The organism is Enterobacter sp. BIDMC109 (assembly GCF_001037885.1).
Lineage (GTDB): Bacteria > Pseudomonadota > Gammaproteobacteria > Enterobacterales > Enterobacteriaceae > Enterobacter > Enterobacter hormaechei_C.
The window spans coordinates 1707752-1731259 of record NZ_KQ090002.1 but is presented as its reverse complement, the minus strand read 5'-3'; the positions used below and the strand labels follow the sequence as shown (position 1 = coordinate 1731259).

Genomic DNA, 23508 nt, shown 5'->3' with positions numbered 1-23508 from the left:
ACACCTTCTCATAGATTTATTAACGGTGTTATCGGCACAGGCCACAGGAACTTTACATTTGCGAAAGGGAAAAGCGCGGGAGTCAGAATGCGACGTCGACAATCAGCGTGTCGGTGTAGGTTCCGGCAGGCGGCGTGGCCTGGCTGGTCAGAACTTTGGCGGTATAGTTGTAGGTACGTAAAAGCCCGTCCGTACTGACCTGCGATGAGCTGGCGCTGGCCCAGCGCTCGCTGCCGCTGCCGCCCCAGCGGTTGCTGGTCGCCTCTTTATAGATGTCGTAACTCATGAAGTTGCTGCCGCTGACCATACGACGCACGTTGTTCAGGGCGTTTGCCCCATTATTAATGCCTATGGTGTAGGTGCTGCCCTTGGTGCAGGTGACGGCGACCGACTGTGAAACAGTGGGAAAATTTTGCACCAGCGGCGCGCTGTTAAAATTCACGTCCGGCGTGGTCATGGTGCTGCAATCGTTGGTGACGGTCATGTTGAGGAGGATCGAGGTGGTTGCCGTGCCGGTTTGCGGGGTCAGGCACGCCCCGACCGCGCCAACGGCGCACACATTGTAGTTAATGCTGAACGTTAACAACACCTGATACGGCCCGGCGGTGACGTTCTGCCCCATTACGGTCCGGAAATAAAGGGGAATGTTGTAGCGCCTTGAACCCAGCAGCCCGAGCAGCGTGTTTCCGCTCCAGGTATAGGCTTTGCTGATTTGTATTTCACTGTTTCCGCCGCAGCCGGACGCCCCGCACAGCCGCGCAGGGATGACATCGGTAATAGCCGCGTTGTCCGTACGCTTCATGGTCGCCCGGCTATTCGCGAAGACGGATGCCGAGGTGTAATTCAGCGTCACCGAGTCGTTGGTTAACAGGTTGAGAACGGTATCGCAGGTCACCACCAGCGTGCCCGTCGTTTCCACTTCCCCGGTGCCGCTGAGTGCGAACGAGGTGACGCTGCCAAACGAGGCATTCACCGTACTGACGGTACAGGCCGCCCAGCTGCCGCCGGAGCACAGCAGCAGGAGCGCGATTAACAGGCGTCTCACGGCGCCTCCCGACAGGTCAGCGGACCGTAGGTTTGCAGCTTATGTTCAGGGTTTGCGCCAACGGTCAGCGTTGCCGTACAGCGTTTACCCTCCGGGGTGGTAACCTCGAGCGGATTCACGTCGTTGAGGTTTTCCAGCCAGGCGAGGCCGTCGTAGCCGACAACCGCGCTGCTGCGGGACGCGCGTCTGACCTGGCTTCCTACCGGGATCGCATTGCCCTGCGCATCGTGCAGGATCACGCTGGCAACCCGCTCCTGCTCCATCGGGAAATCCACCAGATAACCGTTATGCCGACGAATCGCCACCCGACGCTCGGTCTCTTTCAGCCGGGTATCCGCAGGTAAGTTCAGGGTATCAATGCGGTAACTTGCCGGGTAATAGGCGGAAACGCCGCTCACCAGCAGATAGCCTTTGTTATTGGTTTTTCCGACCGGCTGGTTTTCGTAGCTGACGGGAACATCCGGATGTCCATCGGTGCTGATCACCACAAACGCATCGTTGATTTTGTTCGCCGCAAACAGCTCACCGTCCATCAGCACGACAGAGCCCATCGCCTCGCCCCACCAGGTCATCATGCCCTTCTCACCGTAGCCGCCGCCCTGTAGCTCCACGTTGTTATTCCGCCAGCCGAGCGTGGCCTGCTGATAGTTACTCGACCGCGACTGGTTGGCCCAGGCCATGTTCCAGCTAAAGCCGCCGTCTGAAGGCATCGAGTGGTTGTAGTTAATGCGTTGAGTGCTGCCTGCGTCAGGGGTGTTTTCAAAGGTGACGGCGGCGCTGTCACGTTCGCCGAGGGGAACCTGCAACGACAGCGCAACCGTCCAGTCGCCCCGCTGCTGGTCACGGCTGGCAGCCAGATAAATACTGCTTGAGCCCCACAGATTACGGCTCCAGGAGAGGTTGAGCAGTTCAGTTTTCTGGCTGTCAAAACTCTCAACGCCGATCCACGCCGCGCCGATATTGCCGTATCCGCCGAGGTTAAAGGTTAAGGAATACTGGTCGGTATTGCGGCTCAGGCTGGCAACGGGGTTATCATTTTCATCATAAACGGTGGGCTGATCGTACAGAGCGAGGTTGCCGAAGCCACGGTCGCGCCGGGTATGCTGGGTCGCTACGCTAAACTCGCTGGTGTTGTACTGATAGCCCCAGTTTATCTGGCCGCCGCTATCGCCGCGCATGCGGCTTTGGGTCCACGAGGTATTGACCACGCCAAAACGCCCAAGCTTCAGCACCGTGCCCGCGCCGCCAAGCGCCAGCGACTCCGCCCCTTCCGCATGCCCCTCCAGCGTCAGCCAGTCGGTCACCCCGTAGCGGTACGATCCGCTGCCCGCCGCCGGGCCATAGTCAAAATTCTCAATACCGTAGTTACGCCGCAGGCTGCCCAGCGTCACGGCGCCGTCGCTTAACCCCTGCTTAAGCAGATCGCTGCTGACATAAAACGGCAACGTGGTACTCACCTGACGTCCCAGCGCATCCGTGGTAACCAGTACTGCATCGCCAGCACCGTTGATATACGGCAGATTGGTGAGGGTAAACGGCCCCGGCTGAAGGCGGGTGGAGCCGGAACGGTAGCCATTAATAAAGAGATCGACCGAGGTCGGGACGGCCGCCTCGCCGGAAAACGCGGGCAGTGGCCAGGTCACCAGATCCGGACGCAGGGAGAAGTCGCGCCCGTAGCTGATCCCGCCCATTCGCACGCTGGTGCTCCAGCTCAGCGCATCGCTGATGACGTCCCCGGCGGACCAGGTGGTGGCATCCTCTTCGTTGGTGATCAGTAACGTAGAGTCATAACGCACGTACCCTTCCTGCTGTCCGCTGTTACCGGTGAAATTCTGCCGGGCGTAACCCGTCGATGAAAATGAATAATCCTCATTGAAATAGCGAAACTCGTGCCAGACCGACGCCTGGCCGCCCGTGTGTTCGGAATGGTTGGTATAAACGTCGTAATTGAGCAGCGCGCCGCGGCCATAGTGCGGTTTGCTTTGCATGCTCTGTTCGCTGAACGGCGTGATCCGCGCCGCGACCCAGTCCCGGGGGACCGTCAGCAACAGGCGCTGGGCCGTACTGTCGTACTCTGCGCGTACCGACGTAAGCGTCGAGAGATTCACCTCTCCGGCTGGCACATGCGCGGGCGGCAGCCCGGCGCGGAGCAAATCCGCGCCCGAAATAAACCAGGCGCCCTCACGCTGCGTCACCGGCACCACCAGACCCGTGTCATAGTGGTTCAGCACCAGGGCGAGCTGGAATACTGCTTCGCCGTTTATCGTCCGTGCATCCGGCGGCGGCGGTAAACTGTCGTCGCCGGTTTCGGCAAAGGCGCTGGTACTGACGCAAAGCAGGATCATCATCGCCGGTTTCAGTTGACGGGCGTCGATTGCCATTGCGTATCCCTGGCATTAATTTGCGCGCTCATCCGGTTCGGCTGATAAATCCCAGCCGGAAGCGGCCAGCTTCGGGTGCTGCCTGGCAGCACATAACCCAGCAGCCCCTCGGCAACCGTGCGTTTTTGCCCGCCCTGCTCAACCGCAACCTGGCTGAGCCGGACGTGCACATCCCCCTGATTACGGACCTGAAGCGCGGGTTTCCCCCCTTCCTGAACGACCCGCCAGCTCAGCTGTTGAGTATTCGCCAGCGCGTGGTGCGCCCCTTCGTTGAGGGTGGGGATCCCCTGCCCATAAACAAATAAGGGAATGGAATAGCGCATTTGCAGTTTGAGGCCCATGGACGGTTCCGCTTTGGCATCCGGCTGGGGAATTTCATCCACAATAATGCGGTAGGCCTGCTCAACCCCCGACGGGATCGTCCCCTGCTTGATCAGGCGAATAAGCTGTTTACTGCCTTTGGCGATGGTCACGATCGGCGGGCTGGCAACCACATCCTGCTGGGCGGTGTAACGCTCATATCCGCCCTCCTGCTTCCAGCGCACAATACGCACCTGCATTGTCGTGGCGCTGTTGCCCTGATTCTGGATCCACAATTCAGTTGCTCTGGCCTCTGCCGAAAGCCACGGATCGATGGGCCACAAAAGAATGGTTGCCGCTGCCTGCGCCTGGCCCGCTGCCAGAGCCGTTGCCCCCAACAGACCCACCAGGCCTGATCGCCTGAAAAATGGCTTCATTGATGTTCTCCCTTTCCTACCATGACAAGGTCACGGTGAGTTGATCTGAATATGTTCCCGGCAGGCTAAACCCCGTCAGGAGCGCGACGCCAAAAAGAGGCAGCGCGATGTTATTGCTGTTGGTATAGGTAATCGGTATGGCCTGGTTAACCCCAATTTCGCTGTTCGCCGCCAGAGAGCTGCTGCTGTAGAGCCGGTAACCAACAACTTCGGTCCCACCTGAACGCGTCATCCGTCGCACCGAGCTGTAATTCTGACCGCCGTCAATGCTCATGCTCAGCGCCACGCCCGGCGTGCAGGCGATGGACAACGCACCGTCGGCGACAAAGCTGGTGCTGACCGGCGTGTTGTCCACGCCGTTACGGGTTCCAAAATCCAGCGTCCCAAAGCGCCCCCCCGTGCCGGTACTCACCGAGCACCCTGGTACTACCGTCGCGCTCACCCTGAAGGACTGGGAGGTCACCGCTCTGGCGTCGCAGTTCATCATCAGCCCGACGAGCAGGGCCAAAAAAGGGTGCACGACGCCCTCTGCGCTTTCGCGCAGACATAAACACAATGCCTTCATGGCTGAATCAGTAGGTGACGCTGACGTTAATCGTGTCGGTATAGGTTCCCGGTACAACCGTTACGCTATTGCCGCCGCCCGTTATGCGCCCGTAGAGGGTATAGCTGTTCACCCCGCCCGCTGTGGAAGCTACGGGCAACGCGGCGTTGTTAGCGATCACGTTGTTGTACCCGCTGTCGCTATAGAGGCTGTATGCCACGCCCTGTGCCGCATTGGCGGTATTCACCAGATAGCGGGCGGGTGTGCCGGGGGTGCCGACAACGGTTCCGGGTGCGGTCGCGTTGGTGTTGCCGGTGATCGCCACCGTGTAACTGGCAGTGGTACATTGAATGGTAAAGGTGTTTCCGCCGCTGGCCCCGGTTAACTGGGTTGTCAGGGTGGAGAATGTCGCAGGATGGGTCCCGAAATCGAGTGTCCCGAAGTTAATGCCGTTTTGCGTTGGCGAGCCGTTGATCAAACAACCGTTCGTCAGCGTCAGCGTCGCCCCGATAGTACCGCTACTGGTGACTGCCAGCGCCTGACCGACAGTCGCCGCCGTCAGCAGTGTACCCGCGCAGATAAAAAGAAGTGTTCTTTTCATTTACCACCCTCCAGAAGAAATAATGGTCCGCTTACCCTATTTTATTCATACTGTTCAGTATGTTAGCCCCGCTTAAACATTCCCCGGCGCGGTTACTGAGAATTTAGTTTATGGTTCACGCTTCAACCACTTTCAGCGAAGGTGAGACACCCGCCCTCCAATTAACAGACTATTAACAAACATTACAAAGAGTTAGCAAAATAAAACGGGCATTATTTTTGCTTAATTTGAGGATATATCGCCTGTAATGTGATCCGCGTCACAATATATCGTCATAGTAAAAACAACGAATTTCATAAAAATTAAAAACAAGTTGTAACTCACGCAGCTTTACTTCAATTTATGCCCCGAATATTTTCCTGCGCTTAAATAAAAATTTTGTATGCATTGACGCAGGAAACTCTTTTAGCGCATAGAGGATCTTTTTGTGGCAAGTGCAAACAAACTCACGCTCTTCATCGTGATTTTCATGCTGGCGGGCATTCTTTCAGGTGCGGCAATCCATGAGTATGCTTCGCCCGACGCGATACAGGCCTGGTCGGAGAACATCACCCTGCTGACCGATATTTTCCTGCGGCTGATTAAGATGGTGATTGCCCCGCTGGTGTTCAGCACCCTGACGGTGGGCATTATGAAGCTGGGTGAAACGTCGACGATTGGGCGCGTCGGGGGTAAAGCGATGGTGTGGTTTATCAGCTCATCCGTACTTTCCATTCTGGTGGGGCTGTTTATTGTTACCCTTGAACAACCCGGCAGCGGTCTGAACCTGAGCATTCCGACAGAGACGGTTGATACCGGCCTGGCCGTTAGCGGGATGTCGCTGAAAGCCTTCGTGTCACACACTATTCCAACCAGCATTGCCGGCGCGATGGTGAACAATGAGATCCTGCAAATTGTGGTCTTCTCGATGTTCTTCGGCATCGGCGGCGCGTCATTAGGTCAAAAATTCAACGCCCCGCTGGTGGCGGCGCTGGATGTGGTCTCCCACATTATGCTGAAAGTGACGGGCTACGTGATGTACGTTGCGCCGCTGGCCATTTTTGCCGCGATTTCGTCCGTGATTGCCACTCAGGGTCTGGGCATTTTGCTGAACTATGCCTCGTTCATTGGCGGTTACTATGTGGCGATCCTTCTGACCTGTCTGGTATTGCTGGCGGTAGGTTACATGGTACTGAAAAATGAGATTTTCCGTCTGGTGGCGATGCTGAAAGATCCGGTGCTGGTCGCGTTTACCACCAGCAGCTCAGAAGCGGCATACCCGAAAACGCTGGAGCAGTTAGCGCGCTTCGGCTGTTCACGTAATATCGCCTCTTTCGTCCTGCCGATCGGCTACTCGTTTAACCTGGTCGGCTCCATGGTGTACTGCTCGTTCGCCTCGATGTTTATCGCCCAGGCATACAACATTCACCTGAGTTTCACCGAGGTGACGGTGCTAATGTTAACGTTGATGCTGGCCTCGAAAGGGATTGCGGGCGTACCGCGCTCGTCGCTGGTGGTGCTGGCGGCAACTATTCCGAGCTTTAACATTCCGGTGGCCGGGATCTTGCTGCTGATGGGGATTGACCATTTCCTGGATATGGGACGATCGGCCATTAACGTGCTGGGGAACGGGATTGCGACGGCGATGCTGTCGCAGAATGAAGGGGCGCGGGAAGCGGAATCAGCGCTGGTGGAGCAGGAGGCGTAAGGATACAAAAGAGCCGGGTGGCGCTGACGCTTACCCGGCCTACGTGTTCGAGCCATTTGTAGGCCGGGTAAGGCGAAGCCGCCACCCGGCTTTGTTTTATGCTACATGATTCGCCGCGATATCCAGCAGCGCCATCTCTTCGCTGTTCAGCAGCTTCTCAATATTCACCAGAATCAGCATACGCTCGCCGAGCGCACCCAGCCCCGTCAGGTATTCCGTCGACAGCGTGACCGCAAACTCCGGCGCAGGACGGATTTGATCGGCGGTCAGCGACAGCACATCAGACACGCCATCCACCACGATCCCCACCACGCGCTGCCCCAGATTCAGGACGATCACCACCGTGTTATCGTTGTACTCCACATCGCCCTGGCTAAACTTCACGCGCAGGTCCACGATAGGCACAATCACACCGCGCAGGTTGGTCACACCCTTGATAAACGCTGGCGTGTTCGCAATGCGCGTTACCTGGTCGTAACCGCGAATTTCCTGCACTTTCAGGATGTCGATACCGTACTCTTCATCCCCTAAAGTGAAAACCAGGAATTCCTGTCCAGATGGCTCGCCCGCCAGTTTCGTTACGTTACTCATACCGGTCATGTTATTACCTTTTACTTAATCAGGCGGCTGTGTTCGCCACACGTTGTTCACGATTTAATCCCTGAAGTGCCGATACATCGACGATCAGCGCGACGCTACCATCACCCAGGATGGTGGCAGCAGAGATCCCCGGCACTTTGCGGTAGTTACTTTCCAGGTTCTTAACCACCACCTGATGCTGACCAATCAGCTGATCGACCAGCAGCGCGTAGCGGCGTCCGGCGCTTTGCAGGATCACAACGATACCCTGCGTGGCCTCGGTTTTTGCCCCGTCCACTTCAAACACTTTCCACAGTTCCACCAGCGGCAGGTACTCGCCGCGCACTTCGAGCACGCGCTCGCCGCCCGCCAGCGGATGCAGATCTTCTTCACGCGGCTGGAGGGACTCCATCACCGCGTTCAGCGGCAGAATAAAGACTTCGTCCGCCACTTTAACGGACATGCCGTCAAGAATGGCCAGCGTCAGCGGCAACAGGATACGAATCGTGGTGCCCGCGCCCTGCTTAGACTGGATCTCAACGTGACCGCCCATCTCCTGAATGTTACGTTTCACCACGTCCATGCCCACGCCGCGGCCGGAAACGTCGGTGACCTGCTCTGCGGTTGAGAAGCCCGGGGCAAAAATCAACATGCCCACTTCTTCGTCGGTCATATTTTCGTTGACCGCCATTCCCTGCGAAATCGCCTTCGCCAGAATGCGCTCGCGGTTCAGGCCCGCGCCGTCATCGGTCACTTCGATGCAGATGTTGCCGCCCTGATGTTCCGCTGACAGGATCAGGTTGCCCACGGGCGATTTTCCAGCTGCTACACGGTTTTCCGGCAGCTCGATGCCGTGGTCGAGGCTGTTACGCACCAGGTGCGTTAACGGATCGATAATGCGTTCAATCAGGCTCTTGTCCAGCTCGGTGGAGCTGCCCATCAGCGTGAGTTCGATCTGTTTGTTGAGCTTGCCGGCCAGGTCGCGCACCAGGCGCGGGAAGCGGCTGAAGACATATTCCATCGGCATCATGCGGATGGACATCACCGATTCCTGTAAATCGCGGGCGTTACGTTGTAACTGGCCCATGCTGGTGATGAGATCGCCATGGGTCACCGGGTCCAGCTCGTTGGAGCGCTGGGCCAGCATCGACTGGGTGATGACCAGTTCACCCACCAGGTTGATCAGCTGATCCACTTTCTCCACCGCCACGCGAATGCTCGTGGACTCGCTGGAACGCGCCGCTGGTTTTTCACCGCGGGCCGGAGCGGCCGTCTCTTTTGGCACGGCTTTCAGGGCCGGGGCAGCGGCAACTACCGCAGGGGTATTCTCTGCCGGAGCTGGCGCTTCAACGGCCGCCGCCTCGGTTTCAAACGCAATCTGATCCGCTTCAATCACGAAGCAGAGCACCGCCACGATGTCATCCTGGCCAATCCCATCGTCAAGCGTCGCGGCCAGGCTGTCTTTGCCCTTCACCACGTTGCTGAGCGTCGCCAGGTTCCCCAGCTCCTCTTCCAGCAGGTTGATCTCGTTCTCCTTCAGACGTGACAGCACCACGCGCAGTTTTCCTGCGGGCGCGTCAGGCGCCGTATCGGGTTCGGCCACGGCGTCAACAACGCTCAGTTTTGCCGCAGGGACAACGGGCGCAGACGCCTCACCTTTGGCTTCCAGCGCTAACTGACGCAGCGCGTTGCAGATGTATTCAAAGCTGGCGGCATCAGGCTCTGCCGAACTTTTATAGGCGTCGAGCTGTTCCTGCATAATATCTTTCGTTTCCAAAAACAGGTTGATAATGTCGGTATTGAGCTGCATCTCACCGCGTCGTGCTTCATCCAGCAGGTTTTCCATTAAATGGGTGGTTTCCTGCAAAATGGTAAATCCAAACGTTCCGGCACCGCCTTTAATGGAATGCGCCGCACGGAAGATGGCATTGAGCTGTTCTGAGTCCGGTGCCTCGGGCACCAGATCCAGCAAATGTTGCTCCATATCGGCCAACAATTCGTCGGCTTCATCAAAAAATGTCTGGTAAAAATCGGTAATATCCATGCTCACGCTATCACCTCGGATTGGCTGGTGGCGATGTTGGAACGGCAGCCGAAGGGACGGCCCCAGGCTGTTTTAAATCGTCCAGTGACTCATTCTGACTTTCGGCGTTTTCATGCAGGATGGCCTGCTCCGCCTGCTGGTTCAGCACTAAAAGACTGATACGACGGTTGATGGCGTCATCCGGTCCGCGGTCGGTAAGGCGCATGGTTGCAGCCATGCCGACCACGCGCAGGACCTTGCCATCATCAAGCCCACCCGCCACCAGCTCGCGACGCGAGGCGTTGGCGCGATCGGCAGAAAGCTCCCAGTTGCTGTATCCTTTCTCTCCCGTGGCGTACGGGAAATCATCCGTGTGTCCGGACAGGCTAATGCGGTTTGGAATACCGTTCAGCACCGGTGCAATCGCACGCAGAATATCGCGCATGTAGGGCTCCACGTCGGCGCTGCCGGTTTTAAACATCGGCCGGTTCTGGCTGTCAATGATCTGGATACGCAGCCCTTCCTGTACCAGGTCAATTTTCAGGTGCGGACGCAGCGCGCGCAGCTTAGGGTCCGCTTCAATCAGCTGATCCAGGTCACCGCGCAGTTTTTTCAGGCGAGCCTGCTCCATCCTTTTTTTCAGCTCGTCGATGTTAGGCTGTTTTTTCACTTCGCCCTGCTGCTGGGTATAATCGTCACCGCCGCCGGGGATCGGGCTGTCGCTGTTCGAAATGCGCGGCCCGCCGGTAACCGCCGTCGCCAGCGGCGTTCTGAAATATTCCGCAATCTGAATAAGCTCTTTCGGGCTGGAGATGGAGATTAGCCACATCACCAGAAAGAAGGCCATCATGGCGGTCATAAAGTCGGCGTACGCGATCTTCCAGGAGCCGTGAGAACCGTGCCCGTGCCCCTTATGCTTGCGCTTTTTTACGATGACGATCGGATGGGACTGGTTTTTCATGCGTCCTCAGTTGTCGTCTGTTGGTTAGGGTTTTTCACCGCGCGCACGTGCTCTTCCAGTTCGATAAACGACGGACGTTCGCTGGAGTAAAGCGTCTTACGACCAAATTCGACGGCAATCGGTGGCGCATAGCCGTTGAGGTTTGAGAGCAGCGTAATTTTCACGCACTGCATCATTTTGGTGGTTTCGGCGCTCTTCTGGCGCAGCACGCTCGCCAGCGGGGAGATAAAGCCGTAGGCCAGTAAAATACCGAGGAACGTCCCCACCATCGCGTGGGCAATCAGCGCCCCCAGTTCAGCCGCCGGGCGATCCGCCGAGGCCAGGGCATGAACGACGCCCATGACCGCCGCCACGATGCCGAACGCCGGAAGCGAGTCGCCCACCAGCGCCAGGCTGTTGGCCGGTACTTCGGACTCGCTCTCGTGGGTTTCGATCTCTTCGTCCATCAGGGCTTCAATTTCGAAGGTGTTCATGTTGCCGCTGATGATCAGTCGCAGGTAATCGACGATAAAATCGAGCATCATCGCGTCGGCCAGAATACGCGGGTAGCTGGCGAAAATTTCGCTCTCTTTCGGGTTTTCGATGTCCCGCTCCAGCGAGAACATCCCCTGCTGACGTGACTTCGCCATCAGGCGATAGAGCAGCGCCAGCAGATCCATATACATGCTTTTGGTGTATTTCGAGCGACGAAACAGCAGCGGAATCGCCTTCAGCGTGCCCTTGATCGATTTGCCGTTGTTACCAACGATAAAAGCCCCTACCCCTGCACCGCCGATGATGACAAGTTCAGCCGGTTGATAGAGTGCTCCAAGGTGCCCGCCGGTCATCATGTAACCGCCGAAAACTGTACCGAGAACTACCAGGTAACCTAATAAGATAAGCACGACATCATCCTTCCGCTAGTGACTATGGCAGGACGTTCATTTCGAGCGCATGACCTGAACGCAGGGTAAAAAAAAGCAGCGGTAATCGCTTACCGCTGCTGGAATCTTGCCCACAGGTTCGGGTTAAACAGCGTGTTCGATCTGTTCATCCAGCAGTTGTGGAATAATATCGGCAGCATCCCGGGAAAGTTTACGTCTTTTTACGGCTCGGGATGGAGGCTGGCACAAACTACAGGCAAAGCTGCCCGCAGGCTGGTGCGCGTGGGTAATGAAATTGCCGTCACAGCAGTTGCAGCGGGACAATTCAAGCATTCCGCTTTCAACAAAACGCACCAGCGTCCAGGCGCGGGTCAGCGCCAGCAGGGGTCCCTCTTCCTGCTGCGGGCATTGCTCAAGGTAAAGTTTGTAGGCTTTGATCACGGCATCAACGCCGCTGCATAAGCCCGTTTTAAGCAGGTACTGCCAGGCGTTACAGAACATGGAAGCATGGATGTTCTGCTCCCAGGTCATGAACCAGTCAGTCGAAAACGGCAGCATACCTTTTGGCGGCGGGCTACCACGCAATTCTTTGTACAGCTTGATCAGACGACCACGGCTCAGCTGCGTCTCGCTTTCCAGCATTTGTAAACGCGCACCGAGCGTGATGAGTTCCATCGCCAGCTGGATATCACGGGCTTCCTGAACAATGCTTTTTTCGCTCATTGTTAAGCCCTTTTCTTCCGGGCTACGTCATCAGGCTGGCTGATTTCGTTGAGCAGGCGGGTGGAGAGAAGAATACCGGTGTGGATCTGTTGCAGATCGTCCACGCGGGATTCCTGAGTCAGACGCGTAATGGTCTGCGGGTTATCAAAACGGAACTGGCAGACAAGTTGATTGGTTTCAGCCAGCTTGACCATTTGCGGGAGGGTTAATCCACCCAGCATGGTTGCCATCTCTTCGTTAACACCCAGACGAAACATCGCTGACGGTTTGTCCTGACTAATCAAACGCTGCGCGAGCAATAAATACGACAAATTGATGTCATAAATATGTTTTAGCAACTCGGATGTATGCATTTTTCCCATCCCGAATAACCAACTATTATTTTTATGCGGAAAGACCGCACCCCGTGATGTCGCCGGGAAATCACCCGGTATAAAAAGAAAAGGCCAAATGCATAGTTGAATTTAGGTTTGTACGTCGTAAAGCGCGTGACCGGTTAACATGGCCAAAATGTCGGTTACACATTTTATCTTTTCTTACAAATAACTAAGATTTTTCCTAATTCGACGCAAACTCTACTCGTCAGTTTTGACACATACAATGCAGCCCCCCCCTGGAATTTAAAAAAAATGTGATCTCCGTCACATAATTTACGCGAATGTAACCCATAAATCCATCAGCGTGACTTGTAATTTGACTATTTATTGAGCAACTGAAGCTTGTTTATATTCTTATGGAACGAATACTCATGCAGAGGGATGAGGGGATCGGGTATGAAAATTGCTACGTCGAAGAAGCATAGCCTTTCCGCGTCTGAACGGGCGCGAACGTCAGGAAACAGCCGGAATTAATTAAGTAAAAACAGCAGGTTAAGTTTTCGATTCGAGAAACAAATTTCCAGGGGTAACCATCACGTTTGCGTTGACGATCGGTTAACGCGATTTAACAGCACGGAAGGCTAAATGTGTGATTTACGTTAAGTTGTTAATTACTTTCATTTAGCGCCCCCATTTCGTTATTCTTCTTATAAGAATAATTAATGAATAATTATGATAAGGTTCACACTATTGTCGCATGTACCTCTTGCAGAAGCGGCAGATTCGCGGTAAAGCTTGAGAAACGTGTCATTCTGACATAAAAGGAGTGTGTGATGAGTTACTCCCATCTTCTTGTTTCTGTTGCGGTTTCCCCCGAAAGTCATCAACTCGTCGCCCGTGCCGTTTCCATTGCCCGCCCGAATAATGCCCGCATAAGTCTGATTACCCTGGCTGCTGAACCCGAAATGTATAATCAACTGGCAGCGCCAATGCTGGAAGATATTCGTGAGGTTCTTCAGGAGGAAACGCAGCAATTTCTGCGCGAGCTGGTTGAGCGGGCAAAATATCCTGTCCACCAGACGGTGATTGCCACCGGCGAGTTAAGTGGACATATTCTCGACATTTGTCAGAAACAGAATGTTGACCTGGTCATTTGCGGAAATCATAACCAGAGCTTTTTTTCCCGGGCGGCATGCTCGGCAAAATCCATCGTTTCGTCAAGCCAGGTGGATGTCCTGCTGGTGCCTCTCGGGGGCAATTAATGCCCCCGGAGAAAATCAGGCGAGTTTAGGGAAGGTCGCGATCTTTTTTTGCAGATCACCTTCCTGAGTTTGCGGCTGGATCGCGCGCAAATCGTCAATAAAACGCGCCTGCCAGCGGTTGATATCATTCTTGACGATGGTCTCCATCATTTCTGAATGACGTGAAATACGTTCCGCAAGCGGCATGGTTAACGCGCGGTTCAGGGCATTTGCCACGTCATCGCGATCGTAAGGGTTCACAATCAGCGCCGAGGTTAACTCGTTTGCCGCACCGGCAAATTGGGACAGCACCAGCACGCCCGGGTCAGCAGGATCTTGTGCTGCTACATACTCTTTTGCCACCAGATTCATCCCGTCGCGCAGCGGGGTGACCAGCCCGACGTCCGCATAGCGGAACACTTTCATCAGGATTTTGCGCTCAAAGTGCTGATTCAGATAGAAAAGTGGAGTCCAGCCGAGCTGACCATAGCGCCCGTTGATGCGCCCTGCTTCGGTCTCCAGCTGGTGACGAATATCCTGGTAAGCCTGAACCTCACCGCGCGAGGTCGGCGCTATCTGGGTATAGCGGATCTTGCCGTGATGCTGCGGGAATTTATCCAGCAGGGTTTCATAAGCGAGGAATCGCTCCGGCAACCCTTTGGAATAATCCAGTCGTTCAACCGAAAAGATATTCTTAACGTGCTTGAGTTCGTCCTTGAGCTGGGCAAGCTTCGGCGGCAGCGGACCAGAGGCCTGCTCGGCGATTTCGTCTGGCTCAATACCAATCGGGTAGACTTCGGTATGGAAATTTCGTCCCCACGCGGTGTGAGATTTGCCGCCGTGAGTGACCAGCCGGGTTTTACCCGACACGCTGTCGAGGAACGCCAGCCTGTCATTTTCCGTCTGGAAACCGAGCAGGTCGTAATCAGACAATGCTTCAAGAATTTCATCATGCTGCGGTAGCGCCGTAAAGATCTCCGGGGTCGGGAACGGAATATGCAGGAAGAAGCCGATCCGGTTCTTCACACCCCGTTTACGCAGCTCCCTGGCGAAGGGCAGCAGATGGTAATCGTGGATCCATAAAATATCGTCTTCTTCGATTAGCGGCAGCAGTTTATCTGCCAGCAGCGCGTTAACGCGCATGTAGCCTTCATAGGATTCACGCTGGAATTTCACCAGATCCAGACGATAGTGAAACGCTGGCCACAGCACGGCGTTTGAGAACTCGGAATAATATTCATCGTAGTCCTTCTCGCTAAGGGCGAAGGAGGCCCACGTGATATTGCCCCGTGACACCTTTTTTAGCGGTTTCTCATCATTACTGATTTCCCCGCTCCAGCCAAACCAGAGACCACCCGCGGCTTTGAGGGCACCTAATACCCCGACCGCCAGGCCACCGGCACTGGCTTTTTTATCATCCGGCGGTGCGATGCGATTAGAGACGACGACTAAGCGACCCATAATGATTTCTCCCGTTGTTTTGCGCTATTTGTTGTTGTTGCTGGTTAGCGACGTCAGATATCCACTGCCAGACGCTGGCGACATTTTCCAGCCGCCATCCGGCAATGGTTTCACCAGATCCAACCTTGACAGACATGCCCTGGGCCTGGTTTACCACCCTGAACCCGGCCTCGTCGGTCAGGTCATCCCCAAAAAAGACTGGCGTACGCCCTTTGAACGGCGCTTCCGCCATAAACGCTGCAATGGCAGCGCCTTTATTAATTCCTGCCGGTTTAATCTCGACCACACATTTACCCGGCTGTAACGCCAGCTCCGGATGGGCTTCCGCCACGCTTCTTGCCACCGCAAAGATCGCCGCCTCATGATGGGGCGCCTGACGGTAGTGCAGCGCAAAGGCCATGCCTTTGGCTTCCAGTTCCGTACCGGGAAGCATTTCCAGAGCCGAAGAGAGTTGCGTATGCAGCGCCTGAATCAGCGTGTCGGGGAGTGAAACTATATGCAGTTGATCATGGATATCGCGGCGCTCCGCTCCGTGCACACCGGCCAGCGGAAAGTGATAAGGACTGGCGAGCACGTCCAGCTCGGCCATTGAGCGCCCTGAAATCAATGCCAGTGCCCCCTCGTTCTGTCGGGAGAGCTGCTGCAAATTCTCTAACACCGTGTCCGGTACAACGACGTCATCCGGATGCGGTTCAATCCCGGCGAGCGTCCCGTCGAGGTCAAAAAAGAAAGCAAATTTTCCGGGCAGTACAGGCGGTGCGGTTAACAAGTCAGCCACCCTAATCCTCCTTACAGTGAACAAAACAGCCATGTAAGTATAGACAGTGTGACGGTGCTCGCCATTTGGCAACCGGCCCGTCAGCAAAACTGGCGGGCCGGTCAGGGGGTCAACTATGGTTAATAGTTGAGCATATTGATGGCTAAAAATAAATCAGACGGTACGCTTCGCTTTTTGCTTGTAACGGTCGAAGATCACCGCTGCCAGCAGGATCAGGCCGCGTACGACGTACTGAGAGAACGGAGAAATATTAAGCAGGTTCATGGCGTTCTCCACGGTCCCCAGAATCAGGATCCCCGCCACCACATATGAGATTTTTCCGATGCCGCCCTTGAGGGAAACGCCCCCTAAAACGCAGGCTGAGATGACGATCAGCTCATAACCAATGGAGGTCATTGGCTGGCCGCTGGTCATACGCGACGCCAGAATAATCCCCGCCGCCGCCGATACCAGCCCGGAAAGCACGAAGATAATGATCTTGGTCCGTACGACCGGGACACCCGCCAGACGCGCCGCCTCTTCATTGCCGCCAATCGCCAGCGTGTTACGGCCAAACGTGGTGCGGTTAAGCAGGAAACCGAACAGGATCAAACAGCCTACCGTCAGCCAGATTGGCGCAGGCAGACCCAGCCAGTTGGCATAGCCCAGCGTGAAGAAGCGCTCGTCTTCAATCCCCACGGCTTTCCCGTCGGAGATGATATAGGCCAGACCGCGCACGATTTGCATGGTCGCCAGCGTCGTAATCAGGGCGTTAATCTTCAGGCGCGCAATGACAAACCCGTTCACCAGGCCGCTCAGCACGCCGAGCAGCAGCCCGGCCAGCACGCCGATCCACAGGCTTTCGGTCATGTTGATCACCACGGCAGTGGTGACGCCTGCACAGGCAATCACCGAGGCAACCGACAGGTCAAAATCGCCGGAGGCCAGGCAGAATAGCATTCCGCAGGCCACCATGCCGGACATGGAGATAGCCAGCCCCAGCCCCTTCATATTGATGAACGTGGCGAAATTCGGCACAAAAATCGCGCAGGCGACGAACAGGGCAGCAAAGACCACCAGCATGCCGTACTGGTCCCAGATGCGGCCAAAACTGAAAGCCGACTTCGGCGCTCCGGATGTAGTAACAGAGGACATCATTGACTCCTTACTCAGGCGACAGCCTGGCTAACTTTAGGCATGGCGAGACTCAACGCCTGTTGTTCATTCGCCTGTTCATGCAGCAATTCACCGGCAATTTCACCTTCACGCATCACAACAATGCGGTCGGCGACGCCCAGCACCTCAGGCAGATCGCTGGTGGCGAACAGGACCGCCACACCGCGTTTTGCCAGTTCATAGATGACGTTATAGATTTCGTGTTTCGCCCCCACGTCGATACCGCGCGTTGGCTCATCCAGCAAAATGACCTTCATATCTTCCGACAGCCAGCGCCCCAGAATGGCTTTTTGCTGATTGCCGCCGGACAGGTTCATGATCAGCTGTTCAGCCCCGGGGGTTTTGATGTTCAGCGAACGGATATGGTGATCCGCGTTGCTCGCCTCCCAGCCGTCGTTAATCAGACATCCCGCACGGATGAACTTGCGCCGGGCAGAGATGTTGATGTTGTCGCGCACCGAGTGCACCGGAATAATGCCCTCGGCCTTTCGATCCTCCGGGCAGAGCATAATCCCCGCGTTAATCGCCTGCGCAGGCTTCTGAATATCGACCTTTTTCCCGTCGACGAAAACCTGGCCCTGGGTTATTCGGGTGCCGCCAAACAGCCCTTTCATCAGCTCGCTGCGCCCTGCCCCCACAAGGCCAAACAGCCCGACGATTTCGCCGCTGCGCACCGAGAGTGAAATGGGCGTGCGCACGCCCGGGGCTTTGACGTTATCCAGACGCAGACGCTCAGGGCCATACTCGCGCGGTTTCCAGTGGTAAATATCCCCCAGATCGCGTCCGACCATCGCCTGCACCAGTTGGTCATGGTTGACCTGCTGCATATCGGTGAAGGTGCGCACGTAGCGGCCATCTTTAAACACGGTGATGGCATCGCTTAAGGCAAAAATCTCTTCCATTCGGTGAGAAACGTACAGAATGATGCGGCCCTCTTTGCGCAGCTCGCGGATCACGCGAAAGAGATTTTCTATTTCACGCGCCGAGAGCGAGCTGGTTGGCTCGTCAAAAGCGATAATTTTGGCGTTACGTGCCAGCGCTTTGGCAATTTCCACCATCTGCCACTGGCCGATGGAGAGATACTTAAGGGGCGTTTGCGGATCGACATCCAGCCCAAGGTGCTTGAGCTGCAAGCCCGCTTCATAGTTGAGCAGCGAGCGGTTGACCACGCCGCTTTTATGCGGAAGCTGGCCCAGATAGATGTTCTCCGCCACGGTCATTTCAGGAATGAGATGCAGCTCCTGATAGATGATAGCGACGCCCGCATTTAACGCTGCCGTGGTGTCGGCAAAGGCCACCTCTTCGCCGCGAATAGCCAGCGTGCCGGTGGTGGGCGTGTAGTTGCCGCTGAGAATTTTTAGCAGCGTGGATTTTCCCGCGCCATTCTCCCCCATCAGGGCGTGAACCTGGCCGGCATAGCAGTCGAAGCTGATATCGGTCAGCGCGTTTACACCGGGGAACGTTTTACCGATGCCGCGGAAAGAGAGATACGGATCAGACTGTTGCATAACGACTCCGTGATTCCTGTAGTGTGTACGTCTGGCCCCTCACGGTGAGTGAGGGGCGCAATCACAGCGTATTACTTACCGCCCAGTCCTTTTTTCGCCAGCTCCTCTTTGAAGTTATCGCGAGTGATCAGCACCACATCGGTCACTTCGGTGAATTTCGGCGGCTCAACCCCTTTGGTCACCCAGTTATAGAGCATTTCGCTGGATTTATAGCCGTGGACATCCGGGCTTGGCAGCAGAGAGCCGTAGAAACCGGTCGCCTGCGCTTTAGACAGTTCGCTCACGGCGTCAACGCCGTTGATGCCGATCCCGATCACGTCCGGTGCTTTAAAGCCCTGGCCTTCCGTTGCACGCACGCCGCCCAGTACGGTGTTGTCGTTCATCCCCACCACCAGCCAGTGCTTCACTTCCGGATGCTGGACGAGCATGGAGTTCGCCGCATCAAAGGCGCCCGGAATATCGTTGGATTTGGTCGGAACTTTGTAGATCTGTTTTTCCGGGAAGCCAGCCGCTTTCAGGGCGTCCATGGACCCGGTGGTACGACGACGGGCGGTGTCCAGCTCGTCAGCGGTAATGGCCATCACGGCGGTCTCTTTGACATCCCAGCCGCGTTTTTGCATCTCTTTGTAGAGCTCCTGGCCCTGACGCTCACCGATTTTAGTGGCCGCCATCATTACCAGCGGAACGGTATCCATCGGTTTACCTTTGGCGTTCACGAACTGATCGTCCACCGCAATCACTTTCATGTCGTAACCGCGCGCTTTCGCGGCAATCGCTGACCCCAGTTTTGGATCCGGCGTACAGATAACGAAACCTTTCGCGCCGCTGGCCGCCAGGCTATCAATGGCGTTCAGCGTTTTCTCACCGTCAGGTACAGCGATTTTAATTACCTCAAATCCCAAATCTTTTCCGGCTTTATCAGCAAATTTCCATTCGGTCTGGAACCACGGCTCTTCCGGCTGTTTAACCAGAAAACCGAGCTTTAAATTTTCAGCGATAGCGGATTGTGACATAACGGCAGCCAGGCCGATGGCCGCCAGCGCTTTAGTAAATTTGTGCATGGTAAACTCCAGCTTTAGCATTCTTATCTGTAGGGAATAATGGCGAACAACTTATTTAATCGGACTTAAAACAAGGCATTAGCGCTTACCTCGTCATAAGCGTTATTGCTGGAGATAGTTTTAGCGGGAAATTAATCATCCATAAGAGAGCGACATCACACCGCAGAATTACAGTAATTGCGTACATAAATTCAGCGAAAAATGACATAAAAAAGGACCTAATTGTCCTACAAATGGAAGGGAGTTAAGCAGGATTATCCATAAGGTCAGCTAAGAAATCCCTGTAACCCGGACGCTTTAGCGCCCGGCAGAAAAATTACCAGCGGTAATAGATGTGTTCAGCATGATCGCGCACGGGGGCGTCGTCACCCAACAGACGAGCAGAGAGCGCCAGCGCAAAGTCAAAAGCGTGCCCCAGCCCCTTGCCGCTGATGAGGTTATTATCCTCAACGATCGGCGCATCCACATATACTCCCTCATCAACGCTCTGCCAGAGATCGCCGGAACAGACGTAGCGACGCCCCTTCAGTAGCCCGTTACCGCCCAGCACCCGCGCGGCCGCAGAGCAGATTGGGCAGATGAGTTTGCCGTGCTCGTCATGCGCGGAAACAAAGCGGAGCACCTGCTTGCTAGCCGCAAGATTGACGCTCCCCTGCGGCCCACCGGGCAACACGACTGCGTCATACAGCGTATTAATGCGCTCCGTTAACGTACTGTCAGCCACCATGGGGATATTGTGGTAACTCACTACCGCACGGGACTCCGCACAGGCCAGCGTCTCCACCTCAATCTGTAAACGCCGCAGAATATCAATCGTGATAATCGCTTCTGCTTCTTCAAAACCGGGTGCCAGCAGCACCGCAACGTTAGCCATCATAAACCTCAACGAATGAAACAATGTAAAACAGCGTTTCATTTTCACTCTTTATCAGATCACAATCTTGCGACGCGATCACAGAACCGTATATTGAGTGAAAATTGATTTAGCTCAAATTTGATACGACAGGATATATTTGCAGATATTATTTCTGATTTAACACTTTTACAGAATTTCCCGCCAAAGAACGTTTCCTGAAACGATAAAAATGAGCGATATTAATTTCACACCCATTAAAATCAACAAGTTATATTAAATACAATCTCTTAACCCTCTTTCTATTCTGGGCTATATTTAAATTTGTAATGTATGGTAAACACAGCCTTATTAAGAGTTTTCTTAAGTCAAAGAGAAGCGTATGCTTATTTAAATCGAACACAGGAAGTGAATTTTCGAGTTTTTTACCTTGCAGAAATCTATTTCTGCCATTCAATCGTCAATACCTGCCGGGTCAGGTTAAGTAGCGGACATCAAGTCCCACAGTCAATAAGGATATGAGAATGACTACCCAAACGATGATGCAAAAACTGAATGCCCAGATGAACCTGGAGTTTTATGCTTCAAATCTGCATCTGCATTTGAGCGCGTGGTGTTCCAGAAAAAGCCTCAACGGCACTGCCACCTTCTTTCGTACTCAGGCGCAAAGTAACGTCACGCACATGATGCGCGTCTTTAACTTTTTGAAAGCTGTCGGGGCAAACCCTACCGTCAAAGAGCTTGAAACGATTGAAGATAATTACACTTCTCTGGAAGAACTGTTTCAGAAAACGCTCGAAGAGTATGAGCAACGCTGTGCGAAGCTGAGCAAACTGGCTGATGAAGCCAAAGCGCAACGGGACATCATTACCCTCAAGTTTTTACGTGATATGGACAGAGAGCAGCAGCAGGATGGCTGGCTGCTGAAGACGCTCGCAGATGAAATCCGCAACGCGAAACGCGCGGGGATTTGTCTGGAGCAGACGGACCGCCATCTTCTCGACATTGCTACCGTGCAACACCACTAAGTCCTTCACCCGCTCCCGTCAGGGCTGAGAGTTCCCCACAAAATAATGCCTGCACAGACGGCCCCCTCTCCCTTGAGGGAGAGGGCTGGGGTGAGGGGGAACATACGGCTCTGGTGGTCATTCCGTTCACTTTATGTTCCTTGCTACTCTGTCACGGCATAACCGGTGAACGTGCCAGGGTGGCTCAGTCGCCACCACCCTGGCGACCCGGGCTTCCGGCGGAAAATCGCCGCTTCGCGGTACCTTCGGCTTATTCCTTCCGGCTTATCGGGGACGGGCGGAGGTAACATCCCTGTAAAGCCCGCCCTCTCGGCGCATCCCTGCGCCTCGCCCCGGCCTACAGGAAACGCCTCAGCGATTTACAGCCGGACCGAGGCATCGCTGAAAGCCTTCAGTTATTCTGAAGGCAACGTTATCGCTTTTGCTTTCAAATTACTGGGGATCCCTCAGCCCGTCAGGGAGTGGGTACCAACTCCCTGCTTTTGCTGACATTTAACAAATCAGATCTTGCTCCCAATGAATAACCATACATCGTGTAATGATTTGTTTAATTACATTCATTAACGAGGGAGCATCATGATCACCATTGAGTTTATTGTCATTATTCTCTGCCTGCTGATAGGCACCCGCTTCGGCGGGATGGGCCTGGGGCTGATAAGCGGCATCGGCCTGTTTGTTTTGAGTTTTGTCTTTGGTCTGCAACCCGGTAAACCGCCGGTTGACGTGATGCTCACGATCCTCGCCGTCATCGGCTGTGCGGCCACGCTACAGACCGCCGGTGGCCTGAATGTAATGATGCAGTTTGCAGAGCGCCTGCTGCGTAAACATCCCCAGCACATCACCCTTCTCGCACCGTTTACCACCTGGATGTTGACCTTCCTGTGCGGGACCGGGCACGTCGTCTACACCATGTTTCCCATTATCGCGGATATCGCCCTGAAAAAAGGCATACGCCCGGAACGGCCGATGGCGGTGGCCTCGGTGGCATCTCAGATGGCGATCACCGCCTCCCCCGTTTCCGTGGCCGTCGTTTCGCTGGTCTCGATTCTGGGTGCGCAGCACGGTATCGGCCACGCGTGGGGGATCCTCGAAATTCTTGCGGTCTCCGTACCGGCCTCACTGTCTGGCGTCGCCATTGCGGCGCTGTGGAGCTTGCGTCGCGGGAAAAACCTCGCAGACGATCCTGAATTTCAGGAAAAGCTGAAAGATCCGAAACAGCGGGAGTTTATCTATGGAGGAACGGAGACGTTGATGGATCAACGTTTCCCGAAACAGGCCTACTGGTCCACGTGGATCTTCTTCGCCGGGATTGCCGTAGTGGTCCTGCTGGGTGCGCTGCCCGAGCTGCGTCCGGCGTTTGAGATCAAAGGCAAAATGACGGCCCTGTCGATGAACCTTGTCATTCAAATGATGATGCTGATCGCCGGGGCCATCATGCTGATGACCTGCAAGGTGAATGCGTCGGCCATTTCAAACGGGGCGGTATTTAAGGCGGGGATGGTCGCGATTTTCTCGGTGTTTGGCGTGGCGTGGATGAGCGATACCTTTTTTCAGGCGCATCTCGACGAGCTGAAAATGGCGCTGGAGGGGGTGGTGAAAAGTCATCCCTGGACGTATGCCATCGTGCTGTTCCTGGTATCAAAACTGGTCAACAGCCAGGCTGCGGCCTTGACCGCGGTCGCCCCGATGGGGTTGATGCTGGGCATCGATCCGAAAATGCTGGTGGCCTTCTTCCCGGCATCCTACGGCTACTTTGTGCTGCCCACCTATCCGAGCGATCTGGCCTGTATCGGGTTCGATCGCTCCGGCACCACCCGCATCGGTAAATTCATCATCAACCACAGCTTTATTCTGCCGGGGCTGATTGGCGTCAGCTGTGCCTGCGTGGTGAGCTATCTGCTGGTGCAGACGTTCTTCTGATCCTTCTGCGGGCGACAGGCTCTGTCGCCCTTCGACGTAAAA

General features: G+C 55.1%; 21 protein-coding genes. 4 read left to right on the top strand and 17 right to left on the bottom strand.

All coding sequences use genetic code 11. The features are described from left to right. Nucleotides 1-82: 82 nt before the first annotated feature. From SK62_RS08265 to SK62_RS08245, 5 genes are read right to left on the bottom strand one after another with little or no spacing between them, the layout of a single operon-like run. A complete protein-coding gene (locus tag SK62_RS08265; RefSeq protein ID WP_032648773.1) occupies nt 83-1045 on the bottom strand; it encodes a Csu type fimbrial protein in 963 nt (320 codons plus the stop codon). After that, complete coding sequence (locus SK62_RS08260; RefSeq protein WP_045907561.1) at nt 1042-3426, bottom strand: fimbria/pilus outer membrane usher protein; 2385 nt, start codon at nt 3424-3426, stop codon at nt 1042-1044. The genes SK62_RS08265 and SK62_RS08260 overlap by 4 nt, the downstream gene beginning before the upstream one ends. Then, nucleotides 3402-4163 (bottom strand): fimbrial biogenesis chaperone, encoded by a 762-nt coding sequence (locus tag SK62_RS08255; RefSeq protein WP_015570266.1) that lies wholly within the window; start codon nt 4161-4163, stop codon nt 3402-3404. Before SK62_RS08255 ends, SK62_RS08260 begins: the two co-directional genes overlap by 25 nt. A gap of 16 nt (nt 4164-4179) precedes the next feature. Beyond that, a complete protein-coding gene (locus SK62_RS08250; protein ID WP_045341286.1) occupies nt 4180-4728 on the bottom strand; it encodes a Csu type fimbrial protein in 549 nt (182 codons plus the stop codon). 7 nt (nt 4729-4735) lie between these two features. Continuing rightward, nucleotides 4736-5308: a Csu type fimbrial protein gene (locus tag SK62_RS08245; RefSeq protein ID WP_015570264.1), complete on the bottom strand. Its 573-nt coding sequence runs from the start codon at nt 5306-5308 to the stop codon at nt 4736-4738. Nucleotides 5309-5735: 427 nt separating this feature from the next. Between SK62_RS08245 and SK62_RS08240 the strand changes: the two genes are divergently transcribed. Continuing rightward, nucleotides 5736-6995: a dicarboxylate/amino acid:cation symporter gene (locus tag SK62_RS08240; RefSeq protein ID WP_047719446.1), complete on the top strand. Its 1260-nt coding sequence runs from the start codon at nt 5736-5738 to the stop codon at nt 6993-6995. A gap of 96 nt (nt 6996-7091) precedes the next feature. Here the strand turns inward: SK62_RS08240 and cheW are convergent, their stop codons facing one another. From cheW to flhD, 6 genes are all read right to left on the bottom strand, one after another. Continuing rightward, the gene (gene cheW / locus SK62_RS08235; RefSeq protein ID WP_003859699.1) at nt 7092-7595 is read right to left on the bottom strand and encodes a chemotaxis protein CheW; all 504 of its coding nucleotides are present in this window, start codon (nt 7593-7595) and stop codon (nt 7092-7094) included. A 19-nt stretch (nt 7596-7614) separates the two neighbouring features. Continuing rightward, nucleotides 7615-9624, bottom strand: coding sequence for a chemotaxis protein CheA (gene cheA, locus SK62_RS08230; RefSeq protein WP_047719445.1), 2010 nt, complete (start codon nt 9622-9624; stop codon nt 7615-7617). Nucleotides 9625-9628: 4 nt separating this feature from the next. After that, entirely contained in the window at nt 9629-10558 is a 930-nt protein-coding gene (motB, locus tag SK62_RS08225) for a flagellar motor protein MotB (RefSeq protein WP_003859697.1), read from the bottom strand. Continuing rightward, on the bottom strand, nt 10555-11442 hold the full coding sequence (gene motA / locus SK62_RS08220) for a flagellar motor stator protein MotA (protein ID WP_003859696.1): 888 nt from the start codon (nt 11440-11442) through the stop codon (nt 10555-10557). Before motA ends, motB begins: the two co-directional genes overlap by 4 nt. A 123-nt stretch (nt 11443-11565) precedes the next feature. Next, nucleotides 11566-12144, bottom strand: a complete 579-nt coding sequence (flhC, locus tag SK62_RS08215; protein ID WP_003859695.1) for a flagellar transcriptional regulator FlhC — start codon at nt 12142-12144, stop codon at nt 11566-11568. Nucleotides 12145-12146: 2 nt separating this feature from the next. Further along, a complete protein-coding gene (gene flhD, locus SK62_RS08210; RefSeq protein ID WP_003859693.1) occupies nt 12147-12497 on the bottom strand; it encodes a flagellar transcriptional regulator FlhD in 351 nt (116 codons plus the stop codon). Nucleotides 12498-13294: 797 nt separating this feature from the next. Here flhD and uspC point away from each other — a divergent pair. After that, nucleotides 13295-13723, top strand: a complete 429-nt coding sequence (gene uspC, locus SK62_RS08205; protein WP_017384418.1) for a universal stress protein UspC — start codon at nt 13295-13297, stop codon at nt 13721-13723. Nucleotides 13724-13738: 15 nt separating this feature from the next. Here uspC and otsA read toward each other — a convergent pair whose 3' ends face one another. The 6 genes from otsA to SK62_RS08175 all read right to left on the bottom strand — a co-directional run bounded on the left by otsA (nt 13739) and on the right by SK62_RS08175 (nt 20539). Beyond that, the gene (gene otsA, locus SK62_RS08200) at nt 13739-15163 is read right to left on the bottom strand and encodes an alpha,alpha-trehalose-phosphate synthase (protein ID WP_015570257.1); all 1425 of its coding nucleotides are present in this window, start codon (nt 15161-15163) and stop codon (nt 13739-13741) included. After that, entirely contained in the window at nt 15138-15941 is an 804-nt protein-coding gene (gene otsB / locus SK62_RS08195) for a trehalose-phosphatase (RefSeq protein ID WP_023303910.1), read from the bottom strand. Before otsB ends, otsA begins: the two co-directional genes overlap by 26 nt. 153 nt (nt 15942-16094) lie before the next feature. After that, on the bottom strand, nt 16095-17075 hold the full coding sequence (gene araH / locus SK62_RS08190) for an arabinose ABC transporter permease AraH (RefSeq protein ID WP_003859689.1): 981 nt from the start codon (nt 17073-17075) through the stop codon (nt 16095-16097). A 14-nt stretch (nt 17076-17089) separates the two neighbouring features. Further along, entirely contained in the window at nt 17090-18604 is a 1515-nt protein-coding gene (gene araG / locus SK62_RS08185; RefSeq protein ID WP_047719444.1) for an L-arabinose ABC transporter ATP-binding protein AraG, read from the bottom strand. 71 nt (nt 18605-18675) lie between these two features. After that, a complete protein-coding gene (araF, locus tag SK62_RS08180) occupies nt 18676-19665 on the bottom strand; it encodes an arabinose ABC transporter substrate-binding protein AraF (protein ID WP_017384422.1) in 990 nt (329 codons plus the stop codon). A gap of 316 nt (nt 19666-19981) precedes the next feature. Then, nucleotides 19982-20539, bottom strand: coding sequence for a DJ-1/PfpI family protein (locus SK62_RS08175; RefSeq protein ID WP_047719443.1), 558 nt, complete (start codon nt 20537-20539; stop codon nt 19982-19984). A gap of 503 nt (nt 20540-21042) precedes the next feature. Between SK62_RS08175 and SK62_RS08170 the strand changes: the two genes are divergently transcribed. Beyond that, nucleotides 21043-21546, top strand: coding sequence for a non-heme ferritin-like protein (locus SK62_RS08170; RefSeq protein WP_047719442.1), 504 nt, complete (start codon nt 21043-21045; stop codon nt 21544-21546). A gap of 576 nt (nt 21547-22122) precedes the next feature. After that, nucleotides 22123-23466, top strand: a complete 1344-nt coding sequence (locus SK62_RS08165) for an anaerobic C4-dicarboxylate transporter (RefSeq protein ID WP_017693227.1) — start codon at nt 22123-22125, stop codon at nt 23464-23466. Nucleotides 23467-23508 lie beyond the last annotated feature (42 nt).